Origin of the sequence: Pantoea sp. Lu_F5_004, assembly GCF_051136245.1 — a bacterium.
Taxonomy (GTDB): domain Bacteria; phylum Pseudomonadota; class Gammaproteobacteria; order Enterobacterales; family Enterobacteriaceae; genus Pantoea; species Pantoea agglomerans.
This window is the reverse complement of sequence record NZ_CP194946.1, coordinates 3,405,629-3,422,833: the sequence shown is the minus strand read 5'-3', so window position 1 is coordinate 3,422,833 and position 17,205 is coordinate 3,405,629. Positions and strand designations below refer to the sequence as shown.

The following is a 17,205-nucleotide window of genomic DNA, read 5'->3' as shown; positions in this document are numbered from 1 at the left end:
GATTATGGAAGCCTGGATTCAACAACTGATTACGCAGTCCCTGGAGTGGGCGCTGTTTGCCGTTGCGCTGGTGACGTTTCTGGAGTCGCTGGCGCTGGTCGGGCTGTTGCTGCCAGGTACGGTGATGATGGCCAGTCTGGGCGCGCTGGTCGGCAGTGGCGAGCTTGGCCTTTACCCTGCCTGGGCGGCGGGCTTTGCGGGCTGCCTGGTTGGTGACTGGGTTTCCTACGGCATCGGCTGGAAATTTCAGGGGCCGCTGCATCGCTGGAAGTATCTGCAAAAGTATAAAGGCCTGCTGGATAAAACCGAGCACGCCCTGCATCAGCACAGCATGTTTACGATTCTGGTCGGACGCTTTGTTGGCCCCACGCGTCCGCTGATCCCGCTGGCGGCTGGTATGCTGGAGCTGCCGGTGCGTAAATTCCTGCCGCCGAACATTATCGGCTGCATTCTCTGGCCGCCGCTCTATCTGCTGCCCGGTATTCTGGCGGGTGTGGCGATCGATGTGCCCAAAGCCGCGCAGGGCGGCAGCTTTAAATGGCTGTTACTCGGCGCAGCACTGCTGATCTGGCTGGGTGTCTGGTTATGCTGGCGCTGGTGGCGCAGCGGCAAGAGTCGCGACTGGGCATCGGCCTGGCTGCCGCCTGAGCGCCTGCGCTGGGCAGGGCCGCTGGGGCTGGTGATTGCCGTCGCGGCTTTCGTCGGTATTCAGTTCCATCCGATGATGCCCATTTTCCGTCATCTGCTGTGGCAGGTTTTCTTCGCCTGAATCGCTTAACGACGCGGGATGCCGAGCACGTCGGCCTCCCGCGTGTTGCCCGACAGTAACTGTCGGGTCTCACCATCCCAGTAAACCCGGCCATCCACAATCACCACACTGCGCGGCGCAATCTGCTGGGCATCTTCCAGACTGTGCGACACCATCAGCAGCGTGATGCTGCGCGCTTCACACACCGAACGCACCAGCTGCAGCATCTCTCCACGCAGCGCGGGATCCAGTGCAGAAAAAGGCTCATCCAGCAGCAGCACCGGACGGTCACGCAGCAGACAGCGTGCCAGCGCCACGCGCTGTCGCTGTCCACCGGACAGCTCGCCCGGCAGGCGCGTCAGCAGATCGCCTAATCCTACCTGATCGGCCAGCGCAGCAAGCTGCTGGCGCTGCCCGGCGCTCAGCTTCAGTCCGGGGTGCAATCCCAGCGCCATGTTCTGCTGCACGCTGAGGTGCGGAAACAGGTTGTTCTCCTGAAACAGCATCGACACGGGCCGTCTGGCCGGCACGCTGTGGGTGTGCTCCTGGCCGTCAATCATCAGGGTGCCCTGTTTCACTGGCAGGAAACCGGCAATCAGGCTCAGCAGAGTGCTTTTACCGGCCCCGCTGGGGCCGAGGATCGCGATGCGCTCGCCGCGGGTGGCGTTGAGACTAAAGCGCATCGGCAGATGCTGATAAAGGTACGTGAGGTTATTCAGTGTCAGCATGGCGGCCTGGTAATTTTTCCATCAGTGTGAACAGCAACAAACAGAGCAGTAGCAGCAGCAGCGCGGTCACTGCACCGTCAGCACCACGATATGCACCGATCTGTTGATAGAGGTAGAACGGCAGGGTGCGGAAATCGGCAGTACCAAACAGCGCCACCACACCAAAATCACCGATCGACAGCACGCAGGCAAAGGCCAGCGCCTGGGCCAGCGGACGTTTCAGCGCCCGCAGTTCAATCAGCCGCAGCCGGTTCCAGCCGTGGATATTCAGCGACTCACAGAGTCTGCCGTAACGCTCCGCGACGTCACGCATCGGGTTCTCCAGCACTTTCAGCGCATAGGGAATGGCGATCAGCGCATTGGTGAAGATCACCAGCCCGTCCGCCGACGCCGGCAGGCCAATAGTGGCGTTAAACAACAGGAAAAAGCCGGTGGCGAGCACGATGCCTGGCATCGCCAGAATCAGCATGCCGCTGGTGTCGATAAGGGTTGCCGCCGCCGGGCGCTGACGCAGGCGCAGCTCGCGACTGCTCCACAGCAGCATCATGGTCAGCACCACACAGAGCAGACCGGCGCCGGTGGCGATGCGCAGTGAGGTAAACGTCGCCTGCCAGAGTGCAGGCTGCGCCAGCGCGCCGCGCAGTCCGCCGTGCAGACCATCGATGATGACCGCCGCCAGCGGGGGCAGCAGCAGGATCAGCGCCAGCAGGATCAGCAGCGCATCAACCAGCTGCGCCCCGCGCGAATCCTGCGGATCGCGCCAGCCGTTCAGCTGGCTGGTTCCGGCGGGAATCGCCTTGCTGAAGCGCTGGCTGAGCAGCACCAGCGTCACGCAGCAGCCAAGCTGGATCAGCGCCAGCAGTGCTGCGCGTCCGGGATCGTAGTCATAACTCAGTGCCTGGAAAATCGCCAGCTCGATGGTCGTCGCCTGCGGGCCGCCGCCCAGCGAGAGCACGGTAGCAAAGCTGGCGAAACAGAGCATGAAGATCAGCGCGCCGGTCGGCAGCAACTGACGCCGCAGCCATGGCCACTCCAGCAGACGAAAATGGTGCCAGCCGCGCAGGTCGAGCTGTGCCGCCAGCTGACGCTGTTCCGCCGGAATGCTTTCCAGCGCCTGCAGCATCAGGCGGGTCGCCAGCGGCAGGTTAAAGAAGACGTGCGCCAGCAAAATGCCCGGCAGACCGTAGGGAGAGAAGTGGTAATCAATTCCTGCCAGCTGGCACAACTGCGCCAGCCAGCCGACACGACCATAGACGGTGAGCAGACCAAATACCGCCACCAGCACCGGCAGCACCAGGGTCATGGCGCACAGACGCAGCAGCAGCTGACGGCCAGGGAAACGGCGTCGATAGAGCGCGCGCGCCAGCGGCATCGCCGGCAGCAGCGACAACAGCGCGGAGAGCAGCGCCTGACCAAAAGAGAAGGCGATAACGTGATGCAGGTAATCATCCTGCAGCAAGCTGCGCCAGTCATTCTCTGGCGCGGCGCTCCAGAGTGCACCGAAGGCCAGCAGCGCCACGCTGATTAACAGCAGCGTGGCGAGCGAACCGGGGATAAGCCAGCGCGGCATCAGCGGCTGACGGCGCGTTGCCACTGGCTGATCCAGCCTGAACGCTGGCTGGCAACCTCTTCCGGCGAGAACTGCAGGGCGGTGGAGGGCACAGTGAGCGCGCTAAAACCGGCAGGCAGCGGCGTGTCGATTACCGGGTACATCCAGTTACCGGTCGGGATAGTGCGCTGGAAGTCGGGTGACACCATAAACTTCATAAACTGCTGTGCCAGCGCTGGCTGTTTGCTGCTGGCTAACTGCGCGGCAACTTCAACCTGCAGATAGTGGCCCTCTGCAAACGGCGCGGCGGCATAGTTCTCCTTTTTCTCTTCGATGATGTGGTAAGCCGGTGAGGTGGTGTAGCTCAGCACCAGATCGCCTTCGCCCTTGAGGAACAGGCCATAGGCTTCACTCCAGCCTTTGGTCACCGTCACGGTTTTCTGCGCCAGCTTTTGCCACGCCTGCGGTGCCTGATCGCCATAGACTTTCTGCATCCACAACAGCAGACCTAAGCCGGGGGTGCTGGTACGGGGATCTTCGTAGATCACCCGCCACTTCTCCGGGCTGTCGACCAGCTCTTTCAGGCTTTTTGGCGGATTCTTCAGCCGGGTTTTGTCATAGACAAACGCGAAGTAGCCATAATCAAACGGCACGAAGGTGGTGTTGTGCCAGCCGCCGGGCAGTTTTAATTTCGAGGCATCGACCTGACTTTCGGCAAACAGACCGGTTTTCTGTGCCGCCTGTACCAGATTGTTATCCAGCCCCAGAACCAGATCGGCTTTGCTGTTTTTCCCTTCCATGCGCACGCGGTTCAGCAGCGACACGCCATCTTCCAGCGTGACGAATTTCAGTTCGCAGTTGCACTGCGCCTCGAAGGCTTTTTTAACCGCCGGGCCAGGGCCCCAGTCAGCGGAGAAGGAGTCGTAGGTGTAGACCGTGAGAACCGGCTTAGCCGCCAGAACGGGGGCGGAGAGTAACAGCAGCACCGGCAGAACTTTGTTTAACACTTTGCGCTCCTTCAGGAGAATAGGGGATGAGTCGCAAAGGATCTGAGCACAGAGGCCTCCCAAATCCCTACGTCGGTATTAACCGAATCAGGTTCGACGGGTATCTCTCAGCTGCTTGCTGGTGGCAGGCGGCACCCCGTTGAGAACGTCACATTCTAGTCATTTCAGCGCCGGGGCGAAAGCCTCACAGCGCGGGTGGCGCGAACCAGGCGGATTTAAAATCAAACCAGCCCAGCGTATTCATCCGAACGCCGCGCATGCTGCGCTGACCTTCAAGCAGCAGCCAGTGGTGAAACAGCGGATGAAGACCCGCTTCTTCGACTAACTGTTTACTCCATTCAGCCAGCGGCAGCGTTTTCTCGCGCCAGCGAGCCGCATCGCTGTGCCAGTCGATCGGCAGACAGTGATGCAGCAACGGGATCTCATAAAGCTGCGCAAACAGAGAGTAATTCAGCGGCAGGGTAAAGTTCACGCTGCCAAGCCAGATGTCACTTTCCGCTTCGCCCTGGTACCAGCTTTCGTAGCTGATTTCGCGGGTTTCCAGCGTGACGCCATGCTCTGCCAGCAGCGGACGCAGCGCGTTAGCGATGCCTTCATGCTCAACGTGCTGGCTGTACCAGGTCAGCGTCAGGTGGGTTAAGCCGGCCGGCTTTTCCACTGGCGTCAGGTCGCGCCGGTGATGCCAGCGTGGCAGCAGGCCATACGCCGGAAACCAGTAGCGCTGGTAGCCGACACCGGCGTGATTGAGCAGGGCGATAGGATTAAACAGGTAGCTGACCCAGCGCCGGACTGCCTCGTTGCGTCCCTGCTCTGAACGCTGGTCGAACAGCAGATAGTAGCATCCCTCTTCAAGACGGCTCTCCTCCTGAATCTCATCGGCTCCGTCGCCCTGCAGGCGGACACCGGCATAGACCAGCTCATCGCTGATGTCGGGCAATACCCAGATAGAGACATCATCAATCAGGGCGCGAAAACCAAAATAGTCATCAAACGCCTCGATCTTCAGCTGACTCTCCTGATTGCGGATCACCCGGTAAGGACCGGTGCCAACCGGCTGGCGGGCAAAATCGTGCAGCGTCGGCCATTCGCGCGGCAGGATCATCGCACTGACGCTGCCCAGCAGCCAGGGCAACCCTTCATCGGGCTGGCTTAAGCGGATATCCAGCGTCCAGGGCGCGGGCGAGTCGATCTGCTCGATATGGGAAAAGAGCGGATGGGGGCGCTGACGCTCGAGCGTGGCCAGCACATCCTCCATCTCCAGTTCTCTGCCGTGATGGAAGCGAATCGCCGGACGCAGAAAAAAGCGCCAGTGAAGCGGAGAACTCTGCTGCCAGTGGTGCGCAATATCGGGCTCGATTTCCCCGTTTTCCTCATTTATCCGCGTCAGACCGTTGAAAATCTGTCGCGCAATGTGGGTTTCGGAGCGCCGCAGCGGCGAACCGGGCAGCAGATTGAGCAGCGGACGATAGTAGAGCACCCGCAGGATATGCTTGCCCTGACGGAAACTGCGCCCCAGGTGCGCGGCGATCATCTGTCGCACCTGATTTTTATCGCCCACCAGCTGGACCAGCTGATCGATGCGATCCTGCTCCAGCAAATCCTCGGCACGCTGCTGCTGCAAAGCCAGTCCGGTATAGCAGAAGGTAAGCTGTGAACGCTTGCCGCGCCCGGCTTCCGCCTGCCAGATCAGCCAGCCCGCGGCCTGCATCCGGTTGAGCAGATTGCGCATATGGCGGCGCGAGCAGTGCAGCAGGTCAGCCAGTTCGCTAAGGGTAATCTCCTGCGTTTGCCCCTGACAGCTCTGCCACAGGCGAATGAACTGCTGCTTCAGACGTGATGAGGACATAAAAGGGGAACTCCCGGTCAAAAGCGCTCTGTTTTTCTTGCCCTATTTTAAGAGCAAACTTTGCGTTATGGGAAGAGCGGGAGGCATTCAGCACTGAATGGCGTTCGACCCTGACTTCGCTGTTCAGCGGAGTGCTTTTCTGAGTAGGGTGCATTTACACCGCCAGCAGATGATCTCTGCTGGCTTTTTTCATATTGCGCGGTATCGTCTACCCTTCTTTTCCCCTCTGTTTGTTCTGTAAGGGATTTCGGTATGAAATCGCTGTTAACGCGGCAGCGCCGCATCAATCCGGTTTACCTCGCATTTATGGTCGCTTCGTTCATGCTGGGCATTGCGGGCGCACTGCAGGCGCCGACGCTCAGCCTGTTTTTGACGCGCGAGGTGCAGGCGCGGCCCTTCTGGGTCGGACTGTTTTTCACCATCAATGCGGTGGCCGGTATCGTGGTGAGCATGCTGGTGGCAAAGCGCTCTGACAGCGTCGGCGATCGTCGTCATATTATTCTCTTCTGCTGCCTGATGGCCCTGGTCAACGCGCTGCTGTTTGCCTTTACCCGCCACTATCTGACCTTGCTGACGCTGGGCGTGCTGCTGTCGGCGCTGGCCAGCGTCTCGATGCCTCAGCTGTTTGCGCTGGCGCGGGAATATGCCGATCAGTCGGCGCGTGAAGCGGTGATGTTCAGTTCGGTGATGCGTGCGCAGCTGTCGCTGGCGTGGGTGATTGGGCCGCCGCTCTCCTTCGCGCTGGCGCTGAACTACGGCTTTGTGACGCTATTTATGGTGGCCGCCGCGCTGTTTCTGATCTGTATCCTGCTGGTCTGGTTCACCGTGCCGTCGGTGCCACGTTCGCAGCCCCTGATGCAAAGCGGTGGGCTGCCGTTAAGTGGCTGGCGCGATCGCGATGTGCGTTTGCTGTTCCTCGCCTCAGTCGCGATGTGGACCTGCAACACTATGTATATCATCGATATGCCGCTCTATATCAGCACCACGCTGGGGCTGCCTGAGAAGCTGGCCGGTCTGCTGATGGGGACGGCGGCGGGGCTGGAGATCCCGGTGATGCTGCTGGCCGGACATTACGCACGGCGTATCGGCAAGCGCCGGTTAATGCTGATCGCGGTGGCGGCTGGCGTACTGTTTTATCTGGGGCTGGTGCTGTTCAATTCCCGCACGTCGCTGATGGTGTTGCAGCTGTTTAACGCGGTGTTTGTCGGGATTATTGCTGGCATAGGGATGCTGTGGTTTCAGGATCTGATGCCAGGACGGCCTGGTGCAGCGACCACCATGTTCACCAACTCGATCTCGACCGGCATGATTCTGGCTGGCGTTATTCAGGGCACGCTCAGTGAGCGGCTGGGACATGAGGCGGTTTACTGGCTGGCATTCGGGCTGGCGATTGTGGCGCTGGTGATGTCGGCGCGGGTGCGCGACGTATAAAGAAGAAGGGCGACCCGATGTCGTAATGCCAGTCAGTTAAGCGACAGGGGATAACGCAGTCTGGTGCCGGGCAGGGGCTGGCGGTCCTCGCGCCGCTGCGCGGTTCCTTCACTTCATTCCTCTGCCTGACGGACCGCCGGGGATGGCACATCCTGTGCCGCCCCGCCTTTCGCCCGCGTCCTGCGGGCTCTCCTGGCAGACTCATTCTGTTCAGCGCTGCGGATTGCCTGCCCCTGATCGCCACCGGCCTGCTCTTAAGCTTCTGGTGCGTGCTGTTAAAAAGGGCACGAGAGTGGAGGCCTGAGCGCCTCTGCTGCTGAAAGGGCTATCCGCAGCGCTGAGGCGTGACGGCGGGCCAGAAGTCCACGCCGGGAAGCGTGGACAGTTCGGGCCGGCCAGGGAGGGCCGATCCCCGAACGGTTCGCCGGCACGCCGTCAAAGCCGAAGGCACCGCGTGAGCGGCGCGAGGACGGCCCGGCAGCAGCAGCGGTGCGCTGGCCCGCACTGCGGCTCGCTCGCCCATGAAAAAAGCTGCCACGTTTGACCGTGACAGCCTTTACCAATCTAATCTTAACTGATCAGCATTACGACCGGATGTCGCCCTGCTTTAACTCAATCAGCGCAGGAAGGCGGGCTGATTCTGCTCATACTGCGAAATGGAGGCTTCGTGCTGCAGCGTCAGACCGATGCTGTCGAGGCCGTTAATCATGCAGTGGCGGCGGAAGCTGTCGAGCTCGAACGAATAGACTTTATCGCCAGCGGTGACCGTCTGCGCTTCCAGGTCTACCGTGAAGCTGATGCCGGGCTGGTCCGCAACCAGTCTGAACAGCTCATCCACTTCCTCTTCGCTTAACTTCACTGGCAGCAGCTGGTTGTTGAAGCTGTTGCCATAAAAGATATCCGCGAAGCTCGGCGCAATCACCACGTGAAAACCAAAATCGGTCAGTGCCCAGGGCGCATGCTCACGTGAAGAGCCGCAGCCAAAGTTTTCACGCGCCAGCAGGATGCTGGTGCCTTTGAACTCAGGCTTGTTCAGCACAAAGCCGGGCGTTGGCACGGTGCCCGCGTCATCTTCAAAGCGCCAGTCGTGGAACAGATGCTGTCCAAAACCGGTACGTGTGACCTTCTGCAAAAACTGCTTGGGAATGATCGCGTCCGTATCAACGTTCGCGGCATCCAGCGGCGCAACAATGCCGGTGTGCTGAGTAAATTTATTCGCCATGACTTAAGCTCCTGTCGTCAGTTCACGGATGTCGGCAAAGTGGCCGGTTACGGCAGCCGCCGCGGCCATCGCCGGGCTGACCAGATGAGTACGTCCACCACGGCCCTGACGGCCTTCAAAGTTACGGTTGCTGGTTGACGCGCAACGCTCGCCCGGATTCAGGCGGTCATTGTTCATCGCCAGACACATAGAGCAGCCTGGCAGACGCCATTCAAAGCCCGCTTCCAGGAAGATTTTGTCCAGACCTTCCGCTTCGGCCTGCGCTTTCACCGGACCGGAACCCGGTACCACCATGGCGACCACACCAGGCGCGACTTTGCGGCCTTTGGCGATGGCGGCGGCGGCACGCAGATCTTCAATACGTGAGTTGGTGCAGGAGCCGATAAACACTTTATCAATCGCTACATCGGTCAGTCTGATGCCTGGCTGCAGGTTCATGTAGGCCAGGGCTTTTTCGGCTGAGGCGCGCTCAACCGGATCGGCGAACGAGGCCGGATTCGGGATCACCTGATCAACGGCAATGACCTGACCCGGATTGGTGCCCCAGGTGACCTGCGGTGCAATCTCTTCAGCATGCAGCGTTACCACCGCATCATATTTCGCGCCTTCGTCAGACTTCAGGGTGCGCCAGTAATCAACGGCCTGCTCCCATTTCTCACCCTGCGGCGAGAACTGACGACCTTTCAGATAGTTGAAGGTGGTCTCATCCGGTGCCACCAGGCCCGCTTTCGCACCCATCTCAATCGCCATGTTGCACAGGGTCATACGACCTTCCATGCTCAGCGCCTGAATCGCCGGACCGCAGAATTCGACCACATAGCCGGTTCCGCCTGCGCTGCCGGTTTTGCCGATGATCGCCAGCACGATATCTTTAGCCGTAATGCCGGTTGACGCCTGGCCCAGCACTTCAATCTTCATGGTTTTTGCGCGACCCTGTTTCAGGGTCTGCGTCGCAAACACATGTTCAACTTCAGAGGTGCCGATACCAAAGGCCAGCGAGCCAAACGCACCGTGCGTGGCGGTGTGCGAGTCACCGCACACAATCGTCATACCCGGCAGCGTCATGCCCTGCTCAGGACCGATAACGTGGACGATGCCCTGGAACGGATGATTCAGGTCATACAGCTGTACGCCAAACTCAGCGCAGTTCTTCATCAGCTCCTGCATCTGAATACGCGCCATCTCGCCCGATGCATTGATATCTTTGGTCTGCGTAGAAACGTTGTGATCCATAGTGGCAAAGGTTTTGCCCGGCTGACGGACTTTACGTCCGTGGGCGCGCAGACCATCAAAGGCCTGGGGCGAGGTCACCTCATGGATCAGATGGCGATCAATGTAGAGTAACGGCGTTTCTTCTGGCGTTTCGTGGACGACATGTGCATCAAATAACTTCTGGTATAAGGTTTTCATTTTTTTATTTTTCCTCGGCGATAAAGCGAGCAATGATGCTGCCCATCTCATCTGTGCTGACCGCTGGACCATCACCGGCTAAATCTTTGGTGCGGTAGCCCTGTTCCAGCGCACGGCTGATGGCGCGTTCGATACTGTCGGCAGCCTCATCAGCATTCAGGCTGTAACGCAGCAGCAGCGACAGCGACAGGATCTGGGCGACCGGGTTGGCAATATTCTGACCGGCGATATCCGGCGCCGAGCCACCCGCGGGTTCGAACAGGCCAAAGCCCGCTTCATTCAGGCTGGCGGAAGGCAGCATCCCCATCGAGCCGGTAATCATGGCGCACTCATCAGAGAGAATATCGCCGAACAGGTTGGAGCAGAGCAGCACGTCAAACTGCGACGGGTCTTTGATCAACTGCATAGTGGCGTTGTCGATATAGATGTGGCTCATCTGCACGTCCGGGTACTCTTTGGCCACTTCGTTGACGATTTCACGCCACATCACGGAGGTCTGCAGCACGTTGGCTTTATCAACCGAGGTGACTTTATTGCGACGTTTGCGCGCCGATTCAAACGCGATGCGGGCGATGCGCTCAATTTCGAAACGGTGATAAACCTCGGTATCAAATGCACGCTCTTCCGGGCCGCTGCCTTCACGTCCTTTCGGCTGACCAAAATAGATGCCGCCGGTCAGTTCACGCACGCACAGAATGTCGAAGCCTTTGGCAGCAATGTCGGCGCGCAGCGGGCAAAACGCCTCCAGTCCGCTGTAGAGCGCAGCCGGACGCAGGTTACTGAACAGCTTAAAATGTTTGCGCAGCGGCAGCAGCGCACCGCGCTCCGGCTGTGATGCCGGCGGTAAGTGCTCCCATTTCGGGCCGCCAACGGAACCAAACAGAATCGCGTCGGCCTGCTCGCAGCCTGCAACCGTTGCGGGTGGCAGGGGTTCGCCATGCAGATCGATAGCAATGCCGCCGACCGCATACTCCTGGGTGGTGATCTGCATATCAAAGCGCTGACGAATGGCATCCAGCACTTTCATAGCCTGCGCCATCACTTCCGGGCCGATACCATCACCGGGTAAAACTGCGATATGAGATGAGCTGGACATGGTTATACGGTTTCCTTCTGATCTTTAAATTTGCGCTGCAATTCTTGTTCAACCTGACGGGCACGCCAGATATTGTTCAGAGCATTGACCATCGCTTTGGCGGAGGACTCCACAATATCGGTCGCCAGACCAATGCCGTGGAACTTGCGGCCGTTGTAGCTCACGACGATATCGACCTGACCCAGCGCATTCTCGCCGTGGCCTTTCGCGGTCAGCTTGTAGTTAACCAGCTCAGCGTCGAACTGGGTGATACGGTTAATCGCCTGGTAGACCGCGTCAACCGGGCCATTACCGGTGGCTGCATCCGATTTAGCGACATCGCCGCAGCCCAGATTGACAGAGGCGGTGGCGGTGATGCTGGAACCGGTCTGGACGTTAAATTCGTGCAGCTGGAAATGTTCCGGCTCTTCATTCTGCTTGTTGATGAAGGCCAGCGCTTCCAGGTCGTAATCGAAAACCTGACCTTTTTTGTCGGCCAGCTTCAGGAAGGCGTCATACAGCGTATCCAAATTATAATCCTGCTCGGCATAGCCCATCTCTTCCATGCGATGTTTTACCGCCGCGCGGCCAGAACGTGAGGTCAGGTTCAGCTGGATTTTGTGTAAGCCGATCGATTCCGGCGTCAGGATTTCATAGTTCTCGCGGTTCTTCAGCACGCCATCCTGATGAATACCCGAGGAGTGAGCGAAGGCGTTAGAGCCGACCACGGCCTTGTTCGCCGGGATCGGCATATTGCAGATCTGGCTGACCATCTGGCTGGTGCGGTAGATTTCCTGATGATTGATATTGGTATGCACGTTCATGATCTGCTGGCGGGTTTTAATCGCCATGATCACCTCTTCCAGTGCACAGTTACCGGCACGTTCACCCAGGCCATTCATCGTTCCTTCAACCTGACGCGCACCCGCCTGTACGGCAGCCAGGGCGTTGCCCGTTGCCATACCCAGGTCATCGTGGGTGTGAACAGAGATAATCGCTTTGTCGATGTTAGGAACGCGATTCATCAGCTCACTGATTATGTGGGCATACTCGCCTGGCAGGGTGTAGCCAACGGTATCCGGGATGTTAATGGTGGTGGCACCGGCGTTAATCGTGGCTTCCACCATCCGGCACAGGTCATCAATCGGGGTGCGGCCGCCATCTTCGCAGGAGAACTCAACGTCGCTGGTGTAGTTACGCGCACGCTTCACCATATGCACCGCACGCTCAATCACTTCCGGCAGCGTGCTGCGCAGTTTGGTGGCGATGTGCATCGGCGAGGTGGCGATAAAGGTATGAATACGGAAGGCTTCAGCAACGCGCAGTGATTCGTACGCCGCATCAATATCTTTTTCCACACAGCGTGCCAGACCGCAAACCCGACTGTTTTTAATGGTGCGTGCAATGGTCTGCACAGACTCAAAGTCGCCCGGTGAGGAGACCGGGAAACCGACCTCCATCACATCCACGCCCATGCGCTCCAGCGCTAAAGCAATCTGCAATTTTTCTTTCACACTCAGGCTGGCCTGTAATGCCTGCTCACCGTCGCGCAGAGTGGTATCGAAAATAATGACTTGCTGGCTCATCGTAATCATCCTTATGCTTTTTCTGGCCTGGCAACGAGCATAAAAAAACCCGCGACAGGCGCGGGTTTTTAACTTTCAGCAGGTTTGAATCAGTGTTTGATTCCGCCCACAAGTCTACCGCGCAAGCTGAGTGCGTTTAGTAGTAGACCGAGAAGGCGAACAGAACGAAACATGGATTCAAACCTTATAAAATGTTGTGCTGTACATATTGGTACTGGAATCACTCAGGGATGTCAACCTTCAATGCAGGGGTATTCTTAGTGGTGCCAGAGGAAGATATTCTGTTATTTAACGGTCAGGCAGCGTAATGAACAGCGCCGTAGTGGCTGCGGAGGCCTTCGACCCGGGAATGAGCACTGATTCTGCGGGTCTTTGATTTTATTATGTTGAAAATTAAAGACTTTATCGGGAGGGTGTCTCACGAGGATACAGGATATATCACCTGCTCTTTAGCATAATCGAATGCGCTTCAACGATTTACTGGTTAATTACGCCAGAAAAGAAAAGTGTCAGGCGATTGTGGGCCAGAGCAGCCTGGTAATAAGTTTTCGTTATTTCTTAGATCACGCTGAAAATAATTTCTTAATCAGCATTTTCCTCTGCGGTTCTGCCGCGTAATTAGTTTAATCCGCGCAGCCAATTCTTATCGGGCAGAGCCTTTACGCCCCTGCCTTTTAATTTACGTGGGTTTGCGGTTTGCCTGCCCGGTTAACTGCGGTTATGGTAATCGACCTACTCTCAGAAAAATAAACTCAACAGATTTCTCTGTAACCGGACAGCGGCAGTTGTTTCCGCTGTCATGCATAAACATAAGATTTTGATTGGCAAAGCAGGCACCGGGGCTTTGTGGTACGCGCTAACGGGCGTATTAACAGAGCCGGGTCCGCAAGCCTGGAGGCAGAAGATGGAGATGTTGTCAGGAGCCGAAATGGTCGTCCGTTCGTTAATCGATCAGGGCGTTAAGCAGGTATTCGGTTATCCGGGTGGCGCAGTGTTGGATATCTATGATGCGCTGCAAACCGTCGGGGGTATCGATCACATTCTGGTGCGTCATGAGCAGGGTGCGGTGCATATGGCTGACGGCCTGGCGCGCGCCACCGGTGAAGTCGGCGTGGTGCTGGTCACCTCCGGACCCGGCGCAACCAATGCGATTACCGGTATCGCCACCGCCTATATGGACTCGATTCCGCTGGTGATCCTCTCGGGTCAGGTTCCCTCGTCGCTGATTGGCTATGACGCCTTTCAGGAGTGCGACATGGTCGGCATCTCTCGTCCGGTAGTGAAGCACAGCTTCCTGGTGAAAAGTACCGAAGAGATCCCAACCGTGTTGAAAAAGGCGTTCTGGCTGGCTTCCACCGGTCGTCCGGGGCCGGTGGTAATCGATCTGCCAAAAGATATTCTGAATCCGGCCAACAAGTTGCCTTATCACTGGCCGGATACGGTGAGCATGCGCTCCTACAATCCGACTATTCAGGGCCATAAAGGTCAGATTAAGCGTGCGCTGACCACATTGCTGGCCGCGAAGAAGCCGGTGATCTACGCCGGTGGTGGTGCCATTACCGCAGGCTGCGAAGCAGAACTGTTAAAGCTGGCCGAAAGCCTGAATATTCCGGTGACGACCTCGCTGATGGGCCTGGGCGCGTTTCCTGGTACTCATCGTCAGTGCGTTGGCATGCTTGGTATGCACGGCACGTACGAAGCCAACATGACGATGCACAATACCGACCTGATTTTTGGTATTGGTGTTCGCTTTGATGACCGCACCACCAACAACCTGGCAAAATATTGTCCCAACGCCACGGTGATGCATATTGATATCGACCCGACCTCTATCTCCAAGACGGTGGCGGCGGATATTCCGATTGTGGGTGATGCGAAGCAGGTGCTGCAGCAGATGCTGGAGTTACTGGCGCAAAGCGAAAGCCAGCGCGCTGAGAGCCTGCACGACTGGTGGCAGGAGATTGAGGGCTGGCGCAGTCGTCACTGCCTGGAATTTGATCGCACCAGCGACAAAATCAAGCCGCAGGCGGTGATTGAAACCATCAGCCGTCTGACCAAAGGCGATGCGTATGTGACCTCGGATGTGGGCCAGCACCAGATGTTTGCTGCGCTCTATTATCCCTTCGACAAACCGCGTCGCTGGATCAACTCCGGCGGTCTGGGCACCATGGGCTTTGGCCTGCCTGCTGCGCTGGGCGTGAAGATGGCGCTGCCGGATGAAACAGTCATCTGCGTTACCGGCGATGGCAGTATCCAGATGAACATTCAGGAGCTTTCCACCGCGCTGCAGTACGATCTGCCGGTGCTGGTGCTGAACCTGAATAACCGGGTGCTGGGTATGGTGAAACAGTGGCAGGATATGATCTACTCCGGCCGTCACTCACAGTCTTACATGGAGTCGCTGCCTGACTTCGTGCGTCTGGCGGAAGCCTACGGCCACGTCGGGATCGCGATTGAGCATCCGGCTGAGCTGGAAGAGAAGCTGACGCTGGCGCTGGAAACCCTGGCGAAGGGACGTCTGGTATTTGTGGATGTCACCGTTGACGGTAGCGAGCATGTTTACCCGATGCAGATTCGCGGTGGCAGCATGGATGAGATGTGGTTGAGCAAAACGGAGAGGACATAATTATGCGTCGTATTTTATCAGTTCTGCTGGAGAACGAATCCGGCGCATTATCCCGTGTCGTCGGCCTGTTCTCGCAGCGCGGCTATAACATTGAGAGCCTGACCGTGGCACCAACGGATGATCCTACGCTGTCGCGGATGACCATTCAGACGGTGGGCGATCAGAAGGTGCTGGAGCAGATTGAAAAGCAGCTGCACAAGCTGGTGGATGTGCTCCGCGTCACCGAGCTGGGGCAGGGCGCCTATGTTGAGCGCGAAATCATGCTGGTGAAGATTCAGGCGAGCGGTTATGGCCGCGAAGAGGTGAAGCGTAACGCCGAGATCTTCCGCGGTCAGATCATCGACGTGACGCCGACGCTGTACACGGTTCAGCTAGCCGGCACCAGTGACAAACTGGATGCCTTCCTGAGTACCGTCCGCGATGTTGCCGAAATTGTTGAAGTGGCACGCTCCGGTATCGTCGGCGTTTCACGCGGCGATCGCATCATGCGTTAATCACGCTGCGTCATCATCAATCCTCACCTAACCCGGCGAAATGCCGGGTTTTTTTATTTTTTATGCGCCAGGCGAGTTACATTCAGAAAAGCGGTTGCTCCGCGCACTTTTCTGCTGTTAGATGATAGCCATGAGTTATCCATAGCTTAACTGCGGCTATTTCTGCCGTAAAAGCGGATTTGATGGTGGGGTTATCGTGAAACTGGATGAAATTGCGCGTTTGGCAGGCGTGTCGCGCACCACGGCCAGTTATGTGATCAACGGCAAAGCGCGGCAGTATCGTGTCAGTGACAAAACCGTTGAGAAAGTCATGGCGGTGGTACGTGAGCATAATTATCACCCCAATGCGGTGGCTGCCGGGCTGCGCGCCGGGCGTACGCGCTCAATTGGGTTAGTGATCCCCGATCTGGAAAATACCAGTTATACCCGTATTGCGAACTATCTTGAGCGGCAGGCCCGTCAGCGCGGCTATCAACTGCTAATCGCCTGTTCTGAAGATCAGCCCGATAATGAGATGCGCTGCATTGAGCATCTGTTACAGCGCCAGGTCGATGCGATCATCGTCTCCACCTCGTTACCGCCAGAGCATCCCTTTTATCAGCGCTGGATCAACGATCCCCTGCCGATTATTGCGTTAGATCGCGCCCTGGATCGTGAACATTTCACCAGCGTAGTGGGTGCCGATCAGGATGATGCCCACATGCTGGCGGCTGAACTGCGTCAGCTTGAGGTCAAAAATGTGCTGTTCCTCGGTGCGTTACCCGAGCTGTCAGTGAGTTTCCTGCGCGAGCAGGGGTTCCGCGATGCATGGAAAGACGATCCCCGGCCGATTGACTACATCTACTGCAATAGCTTCGAACGCACAGCCGCCGCGGCACTGTTTGAACAATACCTTGAAGATCACCCGATGCCGGAGGCGCTTTTTACCACCTCATTTGGTCTGTTGCAGGGTGTGATGGATGTGACGCTGAAACGAGACGGACGGCTTCCGACCGAGCTGGCCATCGCCACCTTTGGCGACCACGAATTACTGGACTTTCTTGAGTGTCCGGTGCTGGCGGTAGGTCAGCGTCATCGCGACGTGGCAGAGCGCGTGCTGGAATTAGTTTTAGCCTCGCTGGATGAACCCAGAAAACCAAAACCTGGCTTAACCCGCATTCGCCGTAATTTATACCGTCGCGGACAATTAAGCCGAAAAGTTAAATGAGTCACGGGCAGTATTACGCTGCCCGCCCATTTTATTTAACGATTTAACTGATTAAATAAACAGGTCGACGTAAAAAAGCGTAAATTCTGCTCATCAAATCTAACAAAGCAGAAAGGGTTATTTTTATTATCTGCTTACAACTTCAACAAACTTACTTTCCCGTCTGGCCTGAAGCCGCTGGGCTTCCTTTCGGAAATCCCCTAAAATGCCGCCGCTGTCTCAGAAACCACGATTAATATTTAGCCCTTTACATTGTTTCATTTTTAGTCGTTTTTT

14 protein-coding genes and 1 riboswitch are annotated in these 17,205 nt (G+C 57.5%); of the genes, 5 read left to right on the top strand and 9 right to left on the bottom strand.

The features are described from left to right. The first annotated feature begins 4 nt into the window (after positions 1–4). Positions 5–769: a DedA family protein gene (locus tag ACR8BN_RS15990; RefSeq protein WP_434747104.1), complete on the top strand. Its 765-nt coding sequence runs from the start codon at positions 5–7 to the stop codon at positions 767–769. Between the two features lie 5 nt (positions 770–774). Here the strand turns inward: ACR8BN_RS15990 and thiQ are convergent, their stop codons facing one another. The 4 genes from thiQ to sgrR all read right to left on the bottom strand — a co-directional run bounded on the left by thiQ (position 775) and on the right by sgrR (position 5,878). Further along, the gene (thiQ, locus tag ACR8BN_RS15985) at positions 775–1,476 is read right to left on the bottom strand and encodes a thiamine ABC transporter ATP-binding protein ThiQ (RefSeq protein WP_039386476.1); all 702 of its coding nucleotides are present in this window, start codon (positions 1,474–1,476) and stop codon (positions 775–777) included. After that, on the bottom strand, positions 1,460–3,070 hold the full coding sequence (gene thiP, locus ACR8BN_RS15980; protein WP_115757981.1) for a thiamine/thiamine pyrophosphate ABC transporter permease ThiP: 1,611 nt from the start codon (positions 3,068–3,070) through the stop codon (positions 1,460–1,462). The genes thiQ and thiP overlap by 17 nt, the downstream gene beginning before the upstream one ends. After that, positions 3,046–4,032, bottom strand: coding sequence for a thiamine ABC transporter substrate binding subunit (gene thiB / locus ACR8BN_RS15975; protein ID WP_115757982.1), 987 nt, complete (start codon positions 4,030–4,032; stop codon positions 3,046–3,048). Before thiB ends, thiP begins: the two co-directional genes overlap by 25 nt. A 46-nt stretch (positions 4,033–4,078) precedes the next feature. Then, positions 4,079–4,181, bottom strand: a riboswitch (TPP riboswitch). A 35-nt stretch (positions 4,182–4,216) separates the two neighbouring features. Then, the gene (sgrR, locus tag ACR8BN_RS15970) at positions 4,217–5,878 is read right to left on the bottom strand and encodes an HTH-type transcriptional regulator SgrR (protein WP_064703472.1); all 1,662 of its coding nucleotides are present in this window, start codon (positions 5,876–5,878) and stop codon (positions 4,217–4,219) included. Between the two features lie 252 nt (positions 5,879–6,130). Here sgrR and ACR8BN_RS15965 point away from each other — a divergent pair, with 252 nt between their 5' ends. Further along, on the top strand, positions 6,131–7,309 hold the full coding sequence (locus ACR8BN_RS15965; protein ID WP_010253833.1) for an MFS transporter: 1,179 nt from the start codon (positions 6,131–6,133) through the stop codon (positions 7,307–7,309). A gap of 616 nt (positions 7,310–7,925) precedes the next feature. On the opposite strand, the gene leuD is transcribed toward ACR8BN_RS15965, so the two are convergent. The 5 genes from leuD to leuL all read right to left on the bottom strand — a co-directional run bounded on the left by leuD (position 7,926) and on the right by leuL (position 12,775). After that, complete coding sequence (gene leuD / locus ACR8BN_RS15960; RefSeq protein WP_010253835.1) at positions 7,926–8,531, bottom strand: 3-isopropylmalate dehydratase small subunit; 606 nt, start codon at positions 8,529–8,531, stop codon at positions 7,926–7,928. Positions 8,532–8,534: 3 nt separating this feature from the next. After that, positions 8,535–9,941, bottom strand: a complete 1,407-nt coding sequence (gene leuC / locus ACR8BN_RS15955) for a 3-isopropylmalate dehydratase large subunit (protein ID WP_022625402.1) — start codon at positions 9,939–9,941, stop codon at positions 8,535–8,537. A gap of 4 nt (positions 9,942–9,945) precedes the next feature. Continuing rightward, the gene (leuB, locus tag ACR8BN_RS15950; protein ID WP_434747103.1) at positions 9,946–11,037 is read right to left on the bottom strand and encodes a 3-isopropylmalate dehydrogenase; all 1,092 of its coding nucleotides are present in this window, start codon (positions 11,035–11,037) and stop codon (positions 9,946–9,948) included. A gap of 2 nt (positions 11,038–11,039) precedes the next feature. Continuing rightward, positions 11,040–12,602 carry a 2-isopropylmalate synthase gene (gene leuA / locus ACR8BN_RS15945; RefSeq protein ID WP_031594411.1) on the bottom strand — a complete coding sequence of 521 codons (1,563 nt, stop codon included), beginning with the start codon at positions 12,600–12,602 and terminating at the stop codon, positions 11,040–11,042. An 89-nt stretch (positions 12,603–12,691) separates the two neighbouring features. Beyond that, positions 12,692–12,775 carry a leu operon leader peptide gene (leuL, locus tag ACR8BN_RS15940; RefSeq protein ID WP_099257765.1) on the bottom strand — a complete coding sequence of 28 codons (84 nt, stop codon included), beginning with the start codon at positions 12,773–12,775 and terminating at the stop codon, positions 12,692–12,694. 731 nt (positions 12,776–13,506) lie between these two features. On the opposite strand from leuL, the gene ilvI reads away from it, so the two are divergent. From ilvI to cra, 3 genes are all read left to right on the top strand, one after another. Then, positions 13,507–15,228 (top strand): acetolactate synthase 3 large subunit, encoded by a 1,722-nt coding sequence (ilvI, locus tag ACR8BN_RS15935; RefSeq protein ID WP_031594410.1) that lies wholly within the window; start codon positions 13,507–13,509, stop codon positions 15,226–15,228. Between the two features lie 2 nt (positions 15,229–15,230). Beyond that, positions 15,231–15,722, top strand: a complete 492-nt coding sequence (gene ilvN / locus ACR8BN_RS15930; protein ID WP_003854770.1) for an acetolactate synthase small subunit — start codon at positions 15,231–15,233, stop codon at positions 15,720–15,722. A gap of 196 nt (positions 15,723–15,918) precedes the next feature. Then, positions 15,919–16,929, top strand: a complete 1,011-nt coding sequence (gene cra, locus ACR8BN_RS15925; RefSeq protein WP_031594409.1) for a catabolite repressor/activator — start codon at positions 15,919–15,921, stop codon at positions 16,927–16,929. The last annotated feature ends 276 nt before the right edge of the window (positions 16,930–17,205 follow it).

Bases quoted from the DNA above. Each gene is read 5' to 3' on its own strand.
- ACR8BN_RS15990 (WP_434747104.1), top strand. From the start codon at position 5: ATGGAAGCCTGGATTCAACAACTGATTACGCAGTCCCTGGAGTGGGCG.
- thiQ (WP_039386476.1), bottom strand. From the start codon at position 1,476: ATGCTGACACTGAATAACCTCACGTACCTTTATCAGCATCTGCCGATG.
- sgrR (WP_064703472.1), bottom strand. From the start codon at position 5,878: ATGTCCTCATCACGTCTGAAGCAGCAGTTCATTCGCCTGTGGCAGAGC.
- ACR8BN_RS15965 (WP_010253833.1), top strand. From the start codon at position 6,131: ATGAAATCGCTGTTAACGCGGCAGCGCCGCATCAATCCGGTTTACCTC.
- leuD (WP_010253835.1), bottom strand. From the start codon at position 8,531: ATGGCGAATAAATTTACTCAGCACACCGGCATTGTTGCGCCGCTGGAT.
- leuC (WP_022625402.1), bottom strand. From the start codon at position 9,941: ATGAAAACCTTATACCAGAAGTTATTTGATGCACATGTCGTCCACGAA.
- leuB (WP_434747103.1), bottom strand. From the start codon at position 11,037: ATGTCCAGCTCATCTCATATCGCAGTTTTACCCGGTGATGGTATCGGC.
- leuA (WP_031594411.1), bottom strand. From the start codon at position 12,602: ATGAGCCAGCAAGTCATTATTTTCGATACCACTCTGCGCGACGGTGAG.
- leuL (WP_099257765.1), bottom strand. From the start codon at position 12,775: ATGTTTCGTTCTGTTCGCCTTCTCGGTCTACTACTAAACGCACTCAGC.
- ilvI (WP_031594410.1), top strand. From the start codon at position 13,507: ATGGAGATGTTGTCAGGAGCCGAAATGGTCGTCCGTTCGTTAATCGAT.
- ilvN (WP_003854770.1), top strand. From the start codon at position 15,231: ATGCGTCGTATTTTATCAGTTCTGCTGGAGAACGAATCCGGCGCATTA.